Origin of the sequence: Amycolatopsis panacis, assembly GCF_003600245.1 — a bacterium.
Lineage (GTDB): Bacteria > Actinomycetota > Actinomycetes > Mycobacteriales > Pseudonocardiaceae > Amycolatopsis > Amycolatopsis sulphurea.
In genome coordinates this window covers 56,357-74,710 of the sequence record NZ_QZFV01000068.1, presented here as the reverse complement: position 1 = coordinate 74,710, position 18,354 = coordinate 56,357, and the positions used below count along the sequence as shown (strand labels likewise).

Genomic DNA, 18,354 nt, shown 5'->3' with positions numbered 1-18,354 from the left:
CGAAGAGGCCAACCAGCAGGCACCCAACCCCGACCTGCTCGACACGCTGCCCATGGGCGAGGTCCGGATCGAGGAACTACCCGAAGACACCGCGCGGCGACTGTTCGAAGCCCTCCGGCTCGAACTTCGCTACCGTAAAGAGACTAACCAGATCAAGTGCACAGTCACCCTGGCCGGAACGACGCTGCCAGCGGCGCGTCACGCCGCCCACGCGGCCGTCGTCCTGCCGTTCAGCCGAGAACGGCGGGCTGACCAGCTCAAACACGAAAATGAGAACGAGGAGGATGCCATGTCTGACATCTCTCCCGTTCCCATCCTTGTGGTGCCCTCGGCAGGATTCGAACCTGCGACACCTGCCTCCGGAGGGCAGTGCTCTATCCCCTGAGCTACGAGGGCTTGCCGCTTGCGCGACTGGAGAAAGCTTAGCGCACCCCGGTTTCACCCCCGCACCGGAGGGGGCCCGCCCGTCCGGAAACCCGATAATGTCGATCTTGCCGGGCCAGTGAGGGGACAGCAGAGGGGAGACAGCCGTGACCGCAGAGCCGTTCCGGATCGAGATTGACGAAGCGGACATTGCGGATCTGCGGGAGCGGTTGCGGCGTACGCGGTGGCCGGAGGCGGAGACCGTGGCGGACTGGTCGCAGGGGATTCCGCTCGGATACGTCCAGGAGCTGTGCCGCGCCTGGGCCGAGGACTACGACTTCGGGTTCGGCGCCCGGCTCAACGCGTTTCCGCAGTTCCGGGACACCGTGGACGGGCTGGGGATCCACTTTCTGCACGTCCGCTCGCCCGAGCCGGGGGCGTTTCCGCTGGTGCTCACGCACGGGTGGCCCGGGTCGGTGCTGGAGTTCCTCGACGTGCTCGGGCCGTTGACCGACCCCCGGGCGCACGGCGGGGATCCGTGCGACGCCTTCCACGTCGTCGCGCCGTCGTTGCCGGGGTTCGGCTGGAGTGACAAGCCGGCGGAGGCCGGGTGGGGCGTGGAGCGCATCGCGCGGGCCTGGGATCGGCTGATGGTCTCGCTTGGCTACGAGCGGTATGGGGCGCAGGGCGGTGACTGGGGGTCCGCGGTGTCCGGTGCGCTCGGCGAGGTCGCGCGGGAGCGGGTCGCCGGGGTGCACGTGAACATGGCGTCGGCGCCCTCGGGGGTGTTCGACGACCCGACGCCCGAAGAACTCGCGGCCGCGGAAGCGTCGAAGGAGTTCGCGCGCACTGGGCGTGGTTATTCGGGTCAGCAGGCCACTCGGCCGCAGACGCTCGGCTACGGGCTCACCGATTCGCCCGCGGGGCAGGCCGCCTGGATCGCCGAGAAGTTCTGGGCCTGGACGGACAACGACGGGCATCCGGAGGATGCGTTGTCCCGGCAGCAGATGCTCGACATCATCTCGGCCTATTGGTTCACCGCGTCGGCCACCTCGTCCGCGCGGCTGTACTGGGAGAGCTTCGGTGCTTTCCGTCGCCAGGTCACAGCGCCGTCCGGGGTTTCGGTCTATCCGCGGGAGATCAGCCGGCCGTCGCGCCGGGAGGCCGAGCTGGGGTACCTCGACCTCCGTTGGTACGAGCAGCTGCCGCGAGGAGGGCACTTCGCGGCGATGGAACAGCCGGAGTCGCTGGTGGCGCAGATCCGCGGGTTCTTCCGGCTCGTGCGCTGACTCCCACTTCCCGGGAGGGGGATGGGCAGCCCCCGCCCTCCCGTGCTAGAAGTGAAGTGAGCCTAGCCTGTATTGCACATATGCGCATTCGACTATATATTCCGGTCGAGGGTAGGCGGCAATGCGCGCTAACGGGAGGCAGGCAATGGGACACGGGCACGGACACACCGCCGCTCCGGCGAGCGCGTCCGGTCGTTACCTGCGGGCGCTGCTGATCTCGCTGGTGATCGGCGCCGGGTTCATGGTCCTGGAGTTCGTGGTGGGCTTCGCCACCGGCTCGCTGGCGCTGGTCTCCGACGCGGCGCACATGTTCACCGACGTGCTCGGGGTCGGCATGGCGCTCGTCGCGATCATGCTGGCGCGCCGCAGCGGGCCGACGCCGAGCCGCACGTTCGGCATGTACCGGGCCGAGGTGCTGGCCGCGCTGGCCAACGCGGTGCTGTTGTTCGGGGTCGCCGGATACGTGGTGGTCGAGGCGATCGGGCGGATCACCGACCCGCCGGAGGTGCCCGGCCTGCCGGTGCTGCTCGCCGCGACGGCCGGGCTGGTCGCGAACGTGGTGTCGTTCTTCCTGTTGCGCTCCGGCGCGCAGGAGAGCATCAACGTGCGGGGGGCCTACCTGGAGGTGCTGGCCGACCTGATCGGCTCGGTCGGCGTGCTGGTCAGCGGCGCGATCACGCTGACCACCGGCTGGCGGTACGCGGACCCGATCATTGGCGTCGCGATCGGGCTGTTCGTGCTGCCCCGCACCTGGACGCTCGCCCGCCGCGCGCTGCGGATTCTGTTCCAGCACGCGCCTGTCGGCGTGGACGTGTCCCAGATCAGCAGCGAGCTGTCCGCCCTGCCGGGCGTGGCGGACGTGCACGATCTGCACGTGTGGACGCTGACCTCGGGCATGGAGGTGGCCTCCGCGCACCTGACTGTGGCCGGGGAGGCCGAACAGTCCGCGGTGCTGACCAGGGCGCAGGACTTGCTGGCGAAGCGGTATTCCATCGAGCACGCCACGTTGCAGGTCGAAGCCCCGCAGTCCGCCCGCAGGTGCACGGAGCTGTCCTGGTAGACCGGGAGTATGCGCAAGGACTTCGACCCCGCGGAGATCGCCCCGCATGTGTTCTACCGGTTGCTGACCGCCACGGTGGTGCCGCGCCCGATCGCCTGGGTGTCCAGCACTTCCGCGGCGGGCGTGGACAATCTGGCCCCGCATTCGTTCTTCACGGTCGCGTCCACCTCGCCCGCGGTGCTGCAGTTCACCTCGGTGGGCCGGAAGGACACCCTGCGCAACGTCGAGGAGACCGGGCAGTTCGTGGTGAACCTCTCGCCCGAGGAGCTGTTCGAGCAGGTCAACGAGACTGGCACGGATTTCCCGCCGGAGGTCAGCGAATTCGACGAGGCGGGCCTGACCCGCGAGCCCAGCCTGCGGGTGCGCCCGCCCCGGGTCGCCGAGTCCCCGGTCTCCTTCGAATGCGAACTGCACAGCACGCTCGGCTTCGGCGGATCGACCGTGGTGTTCGGCCGGGTGGTCCACCTCGCGGTGGCCGAAGCCGTCCTGGACGGCGACCACCCGGTGATCGACCGCCTCCGCCCACTGGCCCGCCTCGGCCGCGACGAATGGTCGACGATGGGCGAGGTGCGGGAACTGCGACGGCCCCGATACTCCGACCGGAAGCCCCGCTGACGCCGGTCGGTTGCGCTGCCTCGTGCTCGCCCGTGCCGTGAAGGGACCCTTCACGGACTCTGAGACCGTGAAGGGTCCCTTCACAGCCCCGCGCGTCCCGGAGTGCGGCCGGTCGGTGACCCTGGATGGCCGCTCGGGTCCGGAGTGGACAGACCGCCACCGCAGAGAAACCGTTGCGCAGCCCTGCCGTGCCCGTGCCGTGAAGGGACCCTTCACGGACTAAGAGGCGGTGAAAGACCCCTTCACGGCCCCTGAGTAGAGCTGCGCCGGTGAATCGGATCAGGCGGCAGGCAGCGGCTGCGCTCCCCGCGCCTGCAGCATCTGCTTCATCTGCGCCATTTCCGCGCCCTGTGAGGTCAGGATGCTCTGGCAGAGCTGCTTCACCGCGGTGACGCTGGTGTGCTGCTGGGCGTATTCGGCCATCGGCACCCCGCCCTGGTGGTGGCGGAGCATCAGCTGCAGGAAGTACACGTCCATCGCCTGGCCGCTGAGCGTGCGCAGCTTCGCCAGCTCGGCGTCGGTGGCCATGCCGGGCATCAGGCCATCGGCGATCGGCACGGAGGTGGCCCCGCCGGACATCTGCATTCCGTTGTGGCCGCCGGGTTCGCTCATCCAGCTCATGTACTGCCCGATGGACTGCTCGGGCTGATCCCACAGCATGAGCCAGCCCTTCATCCGGCCGACCTGCTCGGTCTGCGTGCTCGTGATGTCGAAGGCGAGCTGCCGGACCTCCGGATCGGCGGTGTGATCGCGCGCCCAGTTCGCCATGGTGACCGCCTGCAGGTGGTGCACCGACATGTCCTGCGCGAAACCGACCTCGACCGAACCCGCCTCCGGGCTCGCGGTGGTCGAGTCCCCGCCGGAGAGCCGGGCCGCGAACAGCCCGAGGGCGGCGCCGGCCAGCAGCACGGCCACCAGCGTGCCGGCGATGATCACCCAGCGCGACCAGTTCGGCCGCTCAGGACCGGCAGAACCGGCAGGACCGGCGGCGTCGGCGGTCTCCGGGGACGGCTCGGCCTCGGTCATCGGATCACTGCCCGGCCGGCATTCCGGGCTTCTGCTCCTTGGCCGCGCCGGTGCTGCCCTGGTAGTCCATCGGCTTCGCGTCCGGGCCCGGCTTGCTCGGGTCGAACTTCGGCGGGTTGGCCGGGTCGAACTGGCCGGGGCCGAGCGCGTCACAGGACGCGCCGATCTCCGGGTACACCCCGTTCGGGTTGGTTCGCAGCGCGGCGATGAACTCGTCGATGCGCGGGTCGTCGGCCTTGTCCAGCTTCAGCTGGTGGCCCCAGGACTGCAGCGAGATCGGCTTGTCGAGGCCGGGGTAGGGCGACATCATCGTGTAAGGCTTCCCCTTGACCCGCGCCGAGAGCAGGTCGATCTGGTCGCCCTTGACCTGGTCCGGGTTGTAGGTGATCCACACCGTGCCGTGCTCGAGCCCGTGCACCATGTTCTCGTTGCGCACCGCGGTCGGGTAGACGACGCCGTTGCACGCGGCCCAGTAGCCGTCGTGCGGACCGCCGAAGGGCGGGCTCTGGTCGTAGGCCACCCGTTCGGTGGGCAGGATGTGCACCGAGCCGGTGTACTGCTTGGTGCTCACGCCGGGGATCTTCTTCGACGGGTCGGGATCGCTCGCCGTCGGCGCGAACGCCGCGGCCGCTTCGTCCCGGGACTTCTGCTCGCGCTGCGGGGCCGACTTCACCAGGTAGTAGGTGATCACCCCGGCCAGCAGGCAGACCACCAGGATCACGCCGGTGATGGTGCCCCACGGCGTGCCCTTCTTGGTCACGACGGAGCGGCCACGGGCCGCCTGCACCGCCGACTTGCCGGTGGTGCCCTTCTTCCCGGTTGTGCCGTTCGCCATCGTCCCGCGATCTCCTCGTGAGGGCTGGAGAGACCCGGACGGGCCCGCCGGAAGCCCAGTGTAGAGACCGGACGTCGGACCACCGTGAACACCCGGGGAGCCGTTCCGCGGGCCGGGCGGCCGGGGCGGGTGTGCGCGCGATCTCCTCTGTCCGGACCGCGGTGCGCCCCGCGCGCGTACGCGCACCTAGAATCCGGCGCGTGACTCCCGCCGCACTCGCCGACCTGGTTCGCAGCTCCGCCGTGGCCGTCCTCGCCGCCCGCGGGGTGGACGCCGCCGTGCTCCCGGACCAGGTGACCATCGAACGCCCGCGCAACCCCGACCATGGCGACTATGCGACCAACCTGGCCCTGCAGGTGGCCAAGAAGGCCGGGCTGAAGCCGCGGGAGTTCGCCGAGGCGCTGGCCGAGGCGGTCGCCGGGGAGGACGGCGTGGCCGCGGCCGAGGTGGCCGGCCCGGGTTTCCTCAACTTCCGGCTCGCCGCGGACGCCCAGGGCGAGGTGGTTCGCCAGGTGCTCGCCGCGGGCGAGGACTACGGCCGTGGCGACGCGCTCGCCGGCCGCCGGATCAACCTGGAGTTCGTCTCCGCCAACCCGACCGGCCCGATCCACCTCGGCGGCACCCGCTGGGCCGCAGTGGGCGATGCGCTCGGCCGGGTGCTCGCCGCGCAGGGCGCCGACGTCACCCGCGAGTACTACTTCAACGACGCGGGCGCGCAGATCGACCGGTTCGTCCGGTCGCTGATCGCCGCCGCGCAGGGTGAGCCCGCCCCCGAGGACGGGTACGCCGGCGCCTACATCTCCGACATCGCCGCCGAGGTGCTCAAGGCCGAGCCGGGCGCGCTGGCGCTGCCCGAGCAGGAGCGGCACGAGACCTTCCGCAGCATCGGCATCGAGCTGATGTTCAGCCAGATCAAGCAGAGCCTGCACGAGTTCGGCACCGACTTCGACGTCTACTTCCACGAGAACTCGCTGCACGAGTCCGGCGCGGTGGACGCCGCGGTGCAGCAGCTCAAGGATTCCGGCAACCTCTACTTCGCCGACGGCGCCTGGTGGCTGAAGTCCAGTGAGTACGGCGACGACAAGGACCGGGTGGTCCTGAAGAAGGACGGCAACCCGGCCTACATCGCCGGCGATCTCGCCTACTTCAAGGACAAGCGCAACCGCGGTTTCGATCTGTGCATCTACATGCTCGGCGCGGACCACCACGGCTACATCGCCCGGCTCAAGGCCGCCGCCGCCGCGTTCGGCGACGACCCGGCCACCGTCGAGGTGCTGATCGGCCAGATGGTGAACCTGGTCAGCGACGGCAAGCCGGTGCGGATGTCCAAGCGGGCGGGCACCGTGATCACCATGGAGGATCTGGTCGAGGCGGTCGGCGTGGACCCGGCGCGCTACGAACTGATCCGTTACTCGGTGGACTCCAGCCTGGACGTGGACCTGGATCTGCTGCGCAAGCACTCCAACGACAATCCGGTCTACTACGTGCAGTACGCGCACGCCCGGCTGTCCTCTTTGCAGCGCTCGGCCGCGGATCTCGGCCTTGATTCCGGAGTGTCCTCTTCGGACGTCCAATGGGGACTGCTGACGCTGCCCGCCGAGGGCGACCTGATCCGTACGGTCGGGGAGTTCCCCGAGGTGACGCGCCGGGCGGCGGAGATGCGCGAACCGCATCGGGTGGCCCGCTACCTCGAAGAGCTGGCCGGCGCCTACCACAAGTTCTACACAGTCGGCCGGGTTCTCCCGCAGGGCGACGAGGAGGCCACCCCGCTTACCTACGCCCGGCTGGCCCTGTGTGAAGCCGTCCGCCAGGTGCTGGCGAACGGCCTGTCGCTGCTCGGTGTCTCAGCTCCGGAACGGATGTAACCATGGCGCACCCCGCGGGACCCCGCCACGCCGACGTCTACCCCCATGCCGACGCCTCCGGGTTCCCGCCCGCGAGTGCCGTCGAACTCGACCAGCTGCCCGCGAAAGTGTGGCCGCGCAACGTCTACCGCGCCGCCGACGGGGTGGTCCGGATTGCCGGGGTGGACGTGCGCGACCTCGCCGAGACCTACGGCACGCCGCTGTTCGTGGTCGACGAAGCGGACTTCAAGTCCCGCTGCGCCGATTACGCCGAGGCGTTCGACGATCCGGCGCTCGTGCACTACGCGTCGAAGGCGTTCCTGTCCATCGAGATCGCCCGCTGGGTGGCCGAGCAGGGGCTGAGCCTGGACGTGTGCAGTGGCGGCGAACTGGCCGTGGCCCAGCGCGCCGGCTTCCCGCCGGAGCGGATCACCTTGCACGGCAACAACAAATCCGTCGCCGAGCTGGAGGCCGCGGTCGAGGCCGGGGTCGGCACGGTGGTGGTCGACTCGTACTTCGAGATCGCCCGGCTGGCCGAGATCGCCGCTCGCCGCGAGGTCGAGCAGCAGGTGCTGGTGCGGGTGACGGTCGGGGTCGAGGCGCACACCCACGAGTTCATCGCGACCGCGCACGAGGACCAGAAGTTCGGTTTCTCACTGGCCTCCGGAGACGCCGCGGAAGCGGTCCGCCGGGTGCTGAACGCGCCGTCGCTGCGGCTGGTCGGCCTGCACAGCCACATCGGTTCGCAGATCTTCGACGCGGACGGCTTCGAGGTCGCCGCGCGCCGCGTGGTCGGGCTGATCGCCGAGCTGGCCAAGGAACACGGCCGGGAGCTGCTGGAGCAGCTCACCCTCGTCGACCTCGGCGGTGGTTTCGGTATCGCGTACACCGAGAAGGACAACCCGCCCCCGCCGGCGCAGATGATCACGCAGATCCGCGAGATCGTGCGCAAGGAATGCGCGTACGCGGAGCTGCCGGTGCCGCGGATCGCGGGCGAGCCCGGCCGGGCGATCGCCGGTCCCGGCACGTTCACCCTGTATGAGGTGGGCACGACCAAGGACGTCGCGCTCGGCGACGAGTCCACACGCCGGTACGTGAGTGTGGACGGCGGGATGAGCGACAACATCCGCACCGCGCTCTACGACGCGGTGTACGACTGCCGGGTCGTTTCGCGCTCGGCGGCCGACGGCGACGAGCCCGCGCTGCCCACGCTGTCCCGGGTCGTGGGAAAACACTGTGAATCCGGTGACATCGTGGTCCGAGACTGCTGGCTGCCCGACACGCTGGCCCCCGGCGACCTGCTCGCCGTCGCGGCGACCGGTGCCTACTGCTACTCGATGGCGAGCACGTACAACCGGCAGCCGCGTCCGGCGGTGGTGGCCGTGCGCAACGGCAGCGCCCGCATGCTGCTGCGGCGGGAGACGACCGACGACATGTTGCGCCTGGAGGTGTGAGGAGTGCCCACTGTGTCCTCGAGTACGGCTGTGCCCGCGGCGGACGGGGAACCGCTCGTGGCCGGCCGCGCGCTCCGGGTCGCCCTGCTCGGCTGCGGCACGGTCGGCGGCGAGGTCGCCCGGCTGCTCGCCGAGCAGGCCACGGAGCTGGCCGCGCGAGCCGGTGCGCCGGTGGAGCTGTCCGGGATCGCGGTCCGCCGTCCGGACAAGCACCCCGAGCTGCCCACCGAGCTGCTGACCGACGACGCGGCCGGGCTGGTCGTGCGCCCGGACGTGGACGTGGTGGTCGAGCTGGTCGGCGGTATCGAGCCGGTCCGTGGCTGGCTGCTGGCCGCGCTGCGGGCCGGGAAGTCCGTGGTCACCGCGAACAAGGCGCTGCTGGCCGAGCATTCCGCGGAGCTGTTCGAGGCGGCCGACGCGGCCGGCGCGGACCTGTACTTCGAGGCCGCCGTGGCCGGGGCGATCCCGTTGCTGCGGCCGTTGCGGGAATCGCTGGCGGGGGACCGGATCACCCGCGTGATGGGCATCGTCAACGGGACCACCAACTACATCCTCTCCGCGATGGACACCACCGGTGCGGGTTACGCGGAGACGCTCGACGAGGCGAGCCGGCTCGGGTACGCCGAGGCGGACCCGAGCGCCGACGTGGACGGGTACGACGCCGCGTCGAAGGCGGCCATCCTGGCGTCGCTGGCCTTCCACACCCGGGTCACCGCCTCGGACGTGCACCGCGAGGGCATCGCCCAGGTGACCGCGTCCGATCTGGTCGCGGCCAGGGTGCTGGGCCGGACGGTGAAGCTGCTGGCCATCTGCGAACGGGTCACCGCCGACGACGGCACGGAGTCGGTCTCCGCCCGGGTGCATCCGGTGATGATCCCGCGCGGGCACCAGCTGGCCGGGGTCGGCGGCGCGTTCAACGCGGTGTACGTGGAGGCGGACGCGGCCGGGGAGTTGATGTTCTACGGCCAGGGCGCGGGTGGCGCGCCGACCGCCAGCGCGGTGCTGGGCGACCTCGTCGCGGTGGCCCGCAACCGGGTGGCCGGCGGCCGCGGCCCGCGCGAATCGGCGCACGCCGCACTTCCGGTGCGGCCGATGGGCCAGACGCCGACGCGGTATCACGTGAGCCTGGACGTGGCCGACCGCGCCGGGGTGCTCGCCCAGGTGGCGCAGGCCTTCGCCGGGCACGGGGTGAGCATCGCCGCGGTGCGCCAGCGCGACGCGAACGACACCGCGAGCCTGGTGGTGGTCACCCATCTCGCGCCGGACGCGGCGCTGCGGTCCACTGTGGACGAAATCGCGAAACTCGACGTGGTGCACGAAGTCGTCAGCGTGATGCGGGTGGAAGGCGAAGATCAGTGAGCACAGCTTGCCGGGGAATCGGCGCGGCACTGCCCGGCCGCGCGGGGAGAATCCGAAACGAGGCGACGGCATGAGCGCATGGCCGGGGATCATCGAGGCCTACCGCGAGCGGATCCCGGTGCCGGACGGCGCGCGGGTGGTGACGCTCGGCGAGGGCAACACCCCGCTGCTGCCCGCCCCGCACCTGTCCGAGGTCACCGGCGCCGAGGTGTACCTGAAGGTCGAGGGGGCGAACCCGACCGGGTCCTTCAAGGACCGCGGGATGACGGTCGCCATCACGCACGCGCTGGCGAGCGGGCTCAAGGCGGTGATCTGCGCGTCCACCGGCAACACCTCCGCCTCGGCCGCGGCGTACGCGGCGCGGGCCGGGCTGACCTGCGCGGTGCTGGTGCCGCAGGGCAAGATCGCGCTGGGCAAGCTGGCCCAGGCCGTGCTGCACGGCGCCCGCATCCTGCAGGTCGACGGCAATTTCGACGATTGCCTGGAGCTGGCCCGCAAGACCTCCGGGGACTACCCGGTCACGTTGGTCAACTCGGTGAACCCGGTGCGTATCGCGGGGCAGAAGACGGCCGCGTTCGAGATCTGCGATGTGCTCGGCAAGGCACCGGACGTGCACTGCCTGCCGGTCGGCAACGCGGGCAACATCACCGCGTACTGGGCCGGGTATTCCGAGTACGCCGCGGACGGGGTGGTCCCCGGCGCCCCGCGGATGTTCGGGTTCCAGGCGGCCGGTGCGGCGCCGCTGGTGCACGGCGCTCCGGTGCCCGACCCGGACACGATCGCCACTGCGATCCGCATCGGGAGCCCCGCCTCGTGGGCGGGCGCCGTGGCCGCGAAGGAGGCGTCGGACGGGCTGTTCGACGCGATCACCGACGAGCGGATCCTGGCGGCCTATCGCTTGCTCGCGCGCCGGGAAGGCGTGTTCGTCGAGCCCGCTTCGGCGACGAGCGTGGCCGGGCTGCTCGCCACGGCCGCCGACGGCCGGCTGCCGAAGGGCGCCACGGTCGTCTGCACGGTGACCGGGCACGGTCTGAAGGACCCGGCCACCGCGCTGGAGGGCAACGTCGAGGTGGAGCCGCTCGCGGTGGATCCGACCGCCGTGGCGGCGGCGCTGGATCTGCGGTGATCACCTCCGGCGGGCCGGCGTTCCGCGTCACGGTGCCCGCCTCGACGGCGAACCTCGGCCCCGGTTTCGACGCGCTCGGTCTCGCCCTGGCCCGCTACGACGTGGTGGAGCTCCAGGTCACCGGCGGCGGTCTCGCGATCGAGGTGATCGACGCCGGCGCGGGCGATGTGGCCGAAGTGCCGACCGACGAATCGCATTTGGTCATCCGCGCATTCCGCCGGGCATGCGCCCATTGGGACGTACGGCCGCCCGGTCTGCATCTGCGTTGCCACAACGCCATTCCGCACGCGCGCGGGCTCGGCTCGTCCGCCGCCGCGGTGGTGTCCGGAGTGGCGCTGGGGTACGCGGTGGCCGGGCGCAAGCTCGACGAGACCGCGCTGCAGCTGGCCGCGGAATTCGAAGGGCACGCGGACAACGCCGGGGCGAGCTTACTGGGCGGCCTTGTGGTGGCGTGGTTCGAGAACGGCCGGTTTCGCGCCGAACGGGTGATTCCGAGCGAGCGGATCCGGCCGGTGGTCGCGATTCCCGCGGAACGCTCGTCCACCGTCGCGACCCGTGGCCTGCTGCCGCCGCAGGTCCCGCACGCGGACGCGGCGCACAGCGCGGGCCGCGCCGCATTAACGGTGCTCGCCATGACCGAACGGCCGGAGCTGCTGCTCGCGGCCACCGAGGACCGGCTGCACCAGGATTACCGCGCGGAGGCGTATCCGGCCAGTTCCGGGCTGGTGCGCGCACTTCGCGCCCAGGGCGTGCCCGCCACCATCTCCGGCGCCGGTCCCACTGTGCTGGCGCTCACCGAAACGGGAATACTGCCGCCCTCGGTGGACGTTGGTGCCTTCAGCGTCGCCGAGTTGCCTGTCGACCGCTCAGGTGTGCAGGTGGAGGCCCGGTGACGAGGCAGTCACACCACGGGTGGGATGGGGCGCCACACGGGGGGTGGTTGTTGCACGCGGAGTGGGTGCGGTCTACCCTCGGGGGCGTTCGATCACCGTGCGTTTCCGCACCCGGTGCGGTTCTGCGCTCCACGTGAGTCCCGGAGTCCGCATCCTTCGACGATCCGCCGATCCGCACCGCCTGGCACGCGGGACGCGGAAGGACGCAAGGCGGGTTCCGGAGTGTCGGCGGTGCCGAATTCCGTTTCCTCCTCCGGAGGAGGCAGCAACCAAGACCCTGTGCCGGCGGCGTTTCGCCGTGTCTCGCACGCCGAGGCACGGTTCGCCCGCATCGGAGGCAGAAGCCGTCTCTCGCGATCGGAAGCGAACGGCGGCAGCCCGCTGATCCACCTGAGGCGTGGGTCGGTCAGGAAGGACATGTGTGAGCAACACCGATCTGTTGAGCGGCGACGTGGCGACCCCGGCCGCGGCCGCTGAAGACAATGGGGCCGCGGCTGCTCCGAGGCGCCGCGCCGGGGGACTGTCCGGGATGGTCATCGCCGAGCTTCGTCAGCTGGCGGGCGAGCTGGGTGTGGGCGAGACCACGGGGATGCGCAAGGGCGACCTGATCGCCGCGATCCGCGAGCGACAGGGCAAGAGCAGCCGCAAGCGGGCGGGCACGGCGGAGCCGCTGCCGCTCGAAGGCGTCGGCGAAGCCGCGCCGAAGGCGGAGAAGCCCGTACGGGCGGCGAAGGCCGCGAAGGCGGAGGCGGAGCCGAAGCCGGAGGTCAAGGCCGAGGCGCTGGTGGCGAAGGCGGAGCCGGAAGGCCAGGCCGAAGCTCCGCAGGCGCAGCCGGAGGAGGGCGGCCGCGGCCGGCGGCGCCGCGGGGCGAACCGGGACGGGAACCGCGAAGGCGGGAACCGGGACGGTGGCAACCGCGAAGGCAACCGTGACGGCGGCCGTGATGGTGGCAACCGCGAAGGCAACCGAGATGGCGGCGGAAACCGGGAGCAGCGCGGCAGCCGCGACGGCAACCGTGATGGCAACCGGGACAACAACCGCGACGGCGGCAACCAGGACAACCGCCAGCGCGGTAACCAGGACAACCGTCAGCGGGGCAACCAGGACAACCGCGCCCAGAACGACGACGACGAGGAAGGCGGCCGCCGTGGCCGGCGCTTCCGCGACCGGCGGCGCCGGGGCAGCGGGGGCGGCCGGGGCGAGGGCGGCGCGCCGGACACCGAGATCCGCGAGGACGATGTCCTGCTGCCGGTCGCCGGCATCCTGGACGTGCTGGACAACTACGCGTTCGTGCGGACCTCCGGCTACCTGGCCGGCCCGAACGACGTGTACGTCTCGCTGTCGCTGGTCCGCAAGTTCGGCCTGCGCCGCGGCGACGCGATCACCGGCGTGGTGCGCCAGCCGCGCGACGGCGAGCAGCAGCGGCAGAAGTTCAACCCGCTGGTGCGCGTCGACTCGATCAACGGGCTGGAGCCGGACGAGGCCAAGCGCCGCCCGGACTTCACCAAGCTGACCCCGCTCTACCCGAACGAGCGGCTGCGGCTGGAGACCGAGCCGCACAAGCTGACCACCCGCGTGATCGACCTGATCATGCCGGTCGGCAAGGGCCAGCGCGCGCTGATCGTGTCCCCGCCCAAGGCCGGTAAGACCACGATCATGCAGGACATCGCGAACGCGATCACGACCAACAACCCCGAGGCCCACCTCATGGTCGTGCTGGTCGACGAGCGGCCGGAAGAGGTCACCGACATGCAGCGGTCGGTGAAGGGCGAGGTCATCGCCTCCACCTTCGACCGCCCGCCCTCCGATCACACCTCGGTGGCCGAGCTGTCCATCGAACGGGCCAAGCGGCTGGTCGAGATGGGGCACGACGTGGTCGTGCTGCTGGACTCGATCACCCGGCTCGGGCGGGCCTACAACCTGGCCGCGCCCGCGTCCGGCCGGATCCTCTCCGGTGGTGTCGACTCGACCGCGCTGTACCCGCCGAAGCGGTTCCTCGGCGCGGCACGCAACATCGAGAACGGCGGCTCGCTCACCATCTTCGCCACCGCGATGGTGGAGACCGGGTCCACCATGGACACGGTGATCTTCGAGGAGTTCAAGGGCACCGGCAACGCCGAGCTCAAGCTGGACCGGAAGATCTCCGAGCGTCGCGTGTTCCCGGCGGTCGACGTCAACCCGTCCGGTACCCGCAAGGAGGAGCTGCTGCTCTCGCCGGACGAGCTGGCGGTCACCCACAAGCTGCACCGGGTGCTGCACGCGCTGGACTCGCAGCAGGCCATCGATCTGCTGATCTCCCGCCTGCGCAAGACGAAGACCAACATCGAGTTCCTGATGCAGGTCTCCAAGACCGCCCTCGGCGGCGGCGAAGACGACTGACGCCCGCGTTCAAAGCTGTGAAGGGTCCCTTCACGGACTCAGCGTCCGTGAAGGGACCCTTCACAGCTTTTTGGCCGGGAATAGCTGGTCACGGGGGTGCGTTGGAGCGGGTGCCGGCTGGTCTGGCAGAATGTTCCGCTGAAGTCCGGCACCGGTTCACCCCGCATCCGGGGACCCGGGGCCAACGAGAGAGGACACCATGAAGAGCGGTATTCACCCCGAATACGTGACCACGGCCGTCACGTGCAACTGCGGGAACAGCTTCACCACCCGCAGCACGAAGGAGTCGGGTCAGATCCACGTCGAGATCTGCTCGAACTGCCACCCGTTCTACACCGGCAAGCAGAAGATCATGGACACCGGTGGCCGGGTCGCGCGGTTCGAAAAGCGCTACGGCAAGCGGCAGAAGAACGACGCCAAGTAGCTCGGCCGACGGCGCCCACCCGAACCGGGGTGGGCGCCGTTGTTCTGTCCGGGTGGGGTGTGGGAAGGGAAGGCGGCCAAGTGGATTCGAGTTCGCTCAAGGGGCTGCTCGACGAGTACGCGCGGCTGGAGCGGGACCTGGCCGATCCGGCCGTGCACGCCGACCAGTCCCGGGCCCGGAAGCTGGGCAGGCGCTACGCCGAGCTGAGCCCGGTGGTGCGTACCGTGCGCGAGCTGGATCAGGCTCGTGACGATCTGAGCGCGGCCCGGGAGCTGGCGGCCGAGGACCCGGCGTTCGCTGCGGAGGCCGAGGAGCTGGCCGCCGCGATCCCGCAGCTGGAAGCGAAGCTGACCGAGCTGCTGCTGCCCCGCGACCCGTACGACGGTTCGGACGTGGTCATGGAGATCAAATCCGGCGAGGGCGGTGAGGAATCCGCACTGTTCGCCGGTGATCTGCTGCGGATGTACCTGCGCTACGCGGAGCGTCACGGCTGGAAGGCCGAGGTGCTCGACTCCACCGATTCCGACCTCGGCGGGTTCAAGGACGTCACGCTGTCGCTCAAGAGCAAGACCGCGGACGTGGACGGCGTGTGGTCCCGGCTGAAGTTCGAGGGCGGGGTGCACCGCGTGCAGCGCGTGCCCGCCACCGAATCGCAGGGCCGCATCCACACCTCCGCGGCCGGTGTGCTGATCTACCCGGAACCGGAGGAGGTCGAGGTCGAGATCGACCAGAACGACCTGCGGGTGGACGTGTTCCGCTCGTCCGGTCCCGGTGGGCAGAGCGTCAACACCACCGACTCCGCGGTGCGCATCACGCACCTGCCGACCGGCATCGTGGTGTCCTGCCAGAACGAGAAGTCCCAGGTGCAGAACCGGGCGCGGGCGTTGCAGGTGCTGCAGGCCCGGTTGCAGGCGATCGCGGAGGAAGAGGCCGCCGCGAAGGCCTCGGACGCCCGCCGCTCGCAGGTCCGCACGGTGGACCGCTCGGAGCGGGTGCGCACGTACAACTTCCCGGAGAACCGGATCTCCGACCATCGGGTGAACTACAAGGCCTACAATCTGGACCAGGTGCTCGACGGCGAGCTGACCGGCGTGCTGGACGCGCTGGCCGCGGCCGACCGCGAGGAGCGGCTCGCCGCGCAGTCCGGCTGAGGTCAGCCGACCACGGGCAGCACCTCGGTCTGCTGGTCCTCGTCCCCGGTCGTCAGTTCCTCCGCGTCTTCGGTGTCGCGGGGGAGCAGGCTGAGGATCCCGAACACGATCGCCAGCACGGTCGGGAACAGCGTGAGCACCTGGTGCTTCACGCCCTCGATGCCCTCGCCGAGCGCGGACAGCCCGAACTGGCCCACCGCGAAGAACATCAGCAGGAACAGCACGATCCCGTACTCCCGGCGTTGCCGCCGGAACGCACGGACCCCGGCCACGGCGACCAGCACCCAGATCGGGACGAGCACGAACAACCCGAGTGGAGCGGCTAACGCGGCCAGCCCGGAGAACACCGGCACCCGGTACTCCTTGGCCAGCCGTGGCTCGCCGGAGGATTCGCCGAAGCTGCCCAGGTTCTCCGGCCTCGCGGTCAGCGTGTCGACCCCGCCCTGCTGCAGGATTTCCGTCACCCGTCCAGGGTGCGTCGCGTAGTAATGCGCCACGTTCCGGCGGCTGATCTGCTTCTCGTACTTCGGGTAGAGCGGGTCGTGCCAGGCCGCGTTGGCGCTCCACCAGCCGGTGCCGATGTACTGCGCGAACGAGGTGGGCAGGCCCAGCGCGGTCAGATCGCCGTTCGTATCGTGCTTACCGTCCACAATGGAGCTGAAGATCGCGTTGTACATGTTGGCCTGGCGGTATTCCGTGTTGGCCGGATCGCCTTGGGACTGCATGGCGAGAGTGCCCGCGGCGACGATCGCCAGCACGGCGCCCGGCAGCGCCCAGCGGGCCTTTCCCCGTACCCGGCCCGGCCGCACCAGCAGCACCGCGAGCACGAACAGCGGGATAAGCACCAGGGTCTGCGATTTCGCGTTCAGCCCGATCAGTCCACCGAGGACGGTCACCACGGCACCGGCCCGGCGCAGCCCGAGCGGCCGGTGCATGAGCAGCAGGCCACCGCAGATCAGCAGGATGCCCAGGAACGCGGCGCCCTCGCTGAGCACCGAGGCGAAGTAGCCGAAGAACGCCGAATCGGCCATCACGAGCAGCAGCAGCGCGGTGGCGAGCCAGCGGTGCCACCCGCGCAGGCCGAGCCCGGCCACCGTGGCGGTGATCGCCACCGCGACCAGCACACAGCTGAGCACCCCGAGCACGATCAGGTTCAGCACCCCGGGCACGCCGAACAGCGCACCGAGCTTGCTCGCCGTCCAATCGAGCCAGGTCTGGCTGGACACATAAGCGGAATCGCATGGCGGCGCGGCCCCGTAGGTGAACCGCACGAAGCCCTCGGACGGCCGGTCCAGCTGCCGTCCGCCGAGCTTGCACAGCAGCCGCCAGCCGTCGCCGTTGTCGGCCATGCCGACCGGGCGGGGAACGAGGAACCGCACCAGCAGCAGGGTCAGCGAGACAGCGAAGACCGTGAGGCCGAAGCGCAGTTGCCGGAAACGCACTGGGCGAGTGTAGGAGATGCGCTCGGCCCGCTCCGGCCGGACGGCACCGACCGGGCGGCACCCGGCGGCGCGCCGGAGTCGATACCCTGGGCGGCAGCCCTGTTGTGTCAGGCTCGAACAGTGAAGGATCACCAGTGAATCGGCAGCCGCTGCGCCTGGCCATCATGGAGGCGACCCGGATCCTCAAGGACGCGGGCGTCGACTCGCCGCGGGCGGACGCGGACCACATCGCTGCGTACGTGCTCGGGGTGGAACGCGGCCGGTTGCCGATGGTGCCGCTGGTGGATCCGCCGGTGATCGAGGCCATCGGGCAGCTGGTCGCGCAGCGGGCGAAGCGCATCCCCCTGCAGCACCTGACCGGCTGGGCCGCGTTGGGCAATGTCACGGTGAACGTCGGCGCCGGGGTGTTCGTCCCCCGTCCGGAGACCGAGCTGCTTCTCGAATGGGGGGTGCAGTTCTTGCAGGGCCGGGAGTTCCCGGTCGTGGTCGACCTGTGCACCGGTTCCGGCGCGCTGGCGCTGGCGCTGGCGAACGAACGGCCGGACGCGGTGGTGTACGCGGTCGACGTCGACCCGCAGGCGCTCGCCTGGGCCCGGCACAACGCCGACGTACACGCCGACGCGGGCCGTACGCCGATCCGGCTCTACTCCGGCGACATCGCCGATCCGACCATGTTCGCCGAGCTGGACGGCTTGGTCGACCTGGTGCTGTGCAACCCCCCCTACGTCCCGGACGGCACCCCCGTACCGCCCGAGGTGGGCGAGCACGACCCGGCCGTCGCGGTGTTCGCCGCGGAAAGCGGCCTCGCGGTGATCCGGCACGCCATCGCGGCCGGCGCTCGGCTGCTTCGCCCCGGCGGCGGCCTCGCCATCGAACACGACGACACGCACGGTTCGGCGGTGCCCGCGCTGGTCCGTTCCCGCCGGGTGCTGACCGGCGTCGAGGACCACCCGGACCTGACCGGCCGTCCGCGGTTCGTCACCGCCCGCCGCCTCGGTTGAAGGCTGTGAAGGGACCCTTCACGGACTCTGGGTCCGTGAAGGGTCCCTTCACAGCGGCTTGCCATAGCGCGGTGGGGGGGGGGCGACTTTCG

Annotated in this window: 16 protein-coding genes and 1 tRNA gene; 12 read left to right on the top strand and 5 right to left on the bottom strand. The window is 70.6% G+C overall.

Annotated features, from left to right (window positions below; genetic code table 11):
- Positions 1–76 precede the first annotated feature (76 nt).
- Both D5S19_RS31625 and D5S19_RS09625 read right to left on the bottom strand, forming a co-directional pair.
- Positions 77–265: a hypothetical protein gene (locus tag D5S19_RS31625; RefSeq protein ID WP_147397359.1), complete on the bottom strand. Its 189-nt coding sequence runs from the start codon at positions 263–265 to the stop codon at positions 77–79.
- Between the two features lie 55 nt (positions 266–320).
- Positions 321–396: transfer RNA gene (locus D5S19_RS09625), tRNA-Arg, on the bottom strand.
- Between the two features lie 134 nt (positions 397–530).
- Here D5S19_RS09625 and D5S19_RS09620 point away from each other — a divergent pair.
- From D5S19_RS09620 to D5S19_RS09610, 3 genes are all read left to right on the top strand, one after another.
- A complete protein-coding gene (locus D5S19_RS09620; RefSeq protein ID WP_120023002.1) occupies positions 531–1,652 on the top strand; it encodes an epoxide hydrolase family protein in 1,122 nt (373 codons plus the stop codon).
- Between the two features lie 145 nt (positions 1,653–1,797).
- The gene (locus D5S19_RS09615) at positions 1,798–2,712 is read left to right on the top strand and encodes a cation diffusion facilitator family transporter (protein ID WP_120023001.1); all 915 of its coding nucleotides are present in this window, start codon (positions 1,798–1,800) and stop codon (positions 2,710–2,712) included.
- 9 nt (positions 2,713–2,721) lie between these two features.
- Positions 2,722–3,327, top strand: coding sequence for a flavin reductase family protein (locus D5S19_RS09610; protein ID WP_120023000.1), 606 nt, complete (start codon positions 2,722–2,724; stop codon positions 3,325–3,327).
- 279 nt (positions 3,328–3,606) lie between these two features.
- On the opposite strand, the gene D5S19_RS09605 is transcribed toward D5S19_RS09610, so the two are convergent.
- Positions 3,607–4,353 carry a DUF305 domain-containing protein gene (locus tag D5S19_RS09605; RefSeq protein WP_120022999.1) on the bottom strand — a complete coding sequence of 249 codons (747 nt, stop codon included), beginning with the start codon at positions 4,351–4,353 and terminating at the stop codon, positions 3,607–3,609.
- A 4-nt stretch (positions 4,354–4,357) separates the two neighbouring features.
- On the bottom strand, positions 4,358–5,188 hold the full coding sequence (locus D5S19_RS09600) for a DUF3105 domain-containing protein (RefSeq protein WP_199730416.1): 831 nt from the start codon (positions 5,186–5,188) through the stop codon (positions 4,358–4,360).
- Positions 5,189–5,388: 200 nt separating this feature from the next.
- Here D5S19_RS09600 and argS point away from each other — a divergent pair, with 200 nt between their 5' ends.
- The 8 genes from argS (at position 5,389) to prfA (ending at position 15,819) form a co-directional block, all read left to right on the top strand.
- Positions 5,389–7,053, top strand: a complete 1,665-nt coding sequence (gene argS, locus D5S19_RS09595; protein WP_120022998.1) for an arginine--tRNA ligase — start codon at positions 5,389–5,391, stop codon at positions 7,051–7,053.
- Between the two features lie 2 nt (positions 7,054–7,055).
- Positions 7,056–8,486 carry a diaminopimelate decarboxylase gene (lysA, locus tag D5S19_RS09590; RefSeq protein ID WP_120022997.1) on the top strand — a complete coding sequence of 477 codons (1,431 nt, stop codon included), beginning with the start codon at positions 7,056–7,058 and terminating at the stop codon, positions 8,484–8,486.
- A gap of 12 nt (positions 8,487–8,498) precedes the next feature.
- Positions 8,499–9,845, top strand: coding sequence for a homoserine dehydrogenase (locus tag D5S19_RS09585; protein ID WP_120022996.1), 1,347 nt, complete (start codon positions 8,499–8,501; stop codon positions 9,843–9,845).
- A gap of 70 nt (positions 9,846–9,915) precedes the next feature.
- A complete protein-coding gene (gene thrC, locus D5S19_RS09580) occupies positions 9,916–10,971 on the top strand; it encodes a threonine synthase (RefSeq protein WP_120022995.1) in 1,056 nt (351 codons plus the stop codon).
- Positions 10,968–11,864 (top strand): homoserine kinase, encoded by an 897-nt coding sequence (thrB, locus tag D5S19_RS09575; protein WP_233573791.1) that lies wholly within the window; start codon positions 10,968–10,970, stop codon positions 11,862–11,864. Before thrC ends, thrB begins: the two co-directional genes overlap by 4 nt.
- Positions 11,865–12,285: 421 nt before the next feature.
- Positions 12,286–14,244, top strand: a complete 1,959-nt coding sequence (gene rho / locus D5S19_RS09570) for a transcription termination factor Rho (protein ID WP_120022994.1) — start codon at positions 12,286–12,288, stop codon at positions 14,242–14,244.
- 199 nt (positions 14,245–14,443) lie between these two features.
- Entirely contained in the window at positions 14,444–14,668 is a 225-nt protein-coding gene (gene rpmE, locus D5S19_RS09565) for a 50S ribosomal protein L31 (RefSeq protein WP_098513565.1), read from the top strand.
- Positions 14,669–14,748: 80 nt separating this feature from the next.
- On the top strand, positions 14,749–15,819 hold the full coding sequence (gene prfA, locus D5S19_RS09560) for a peptide chain release factor 1 (protein ID WP_120022993.1): 1,071 nt from the start codon (positions 14,749–14,751) through the stop codon (positions 15,817–15,819).
- 2 nt (positions 15,820–15,821) lie between these two features.
- Here the strand turns inward: prfA and wsfD are convergent, their stop codons facing one another.
- Positions 15,822–17,261: a glycan biosynthesis hexose transferase WsfD gene (gene wsfD, locus D5S19_RS09555; RefSeq protein ID WP_120022992.1), complete on the bottom strand. Its 1,440-nt coding sequence runs from the start codon at positions 17,259–17,261 to the stop codon at positions 15,822–15,824.
- Positions 17,262–17,395: 134 nt separating this feature from the next.
- On the opposite strand from wsfD, the gene prmC reads away from it, so the two are divergent.
- Positions 17,396–18,262: a peptide chain release factor N(5)-glutamine methyltransferase gene (gene prmC, locus D5S19_RS09550; protein WP_120022991.1), complete on the top strand. Its 867-nt coding sequence runs from the start codon at positions 17,396–17,398 to the stop codon at positions 18,260–18,262.
- Positions 18,263–18,354: the final 92 nt, after the last annotated feature.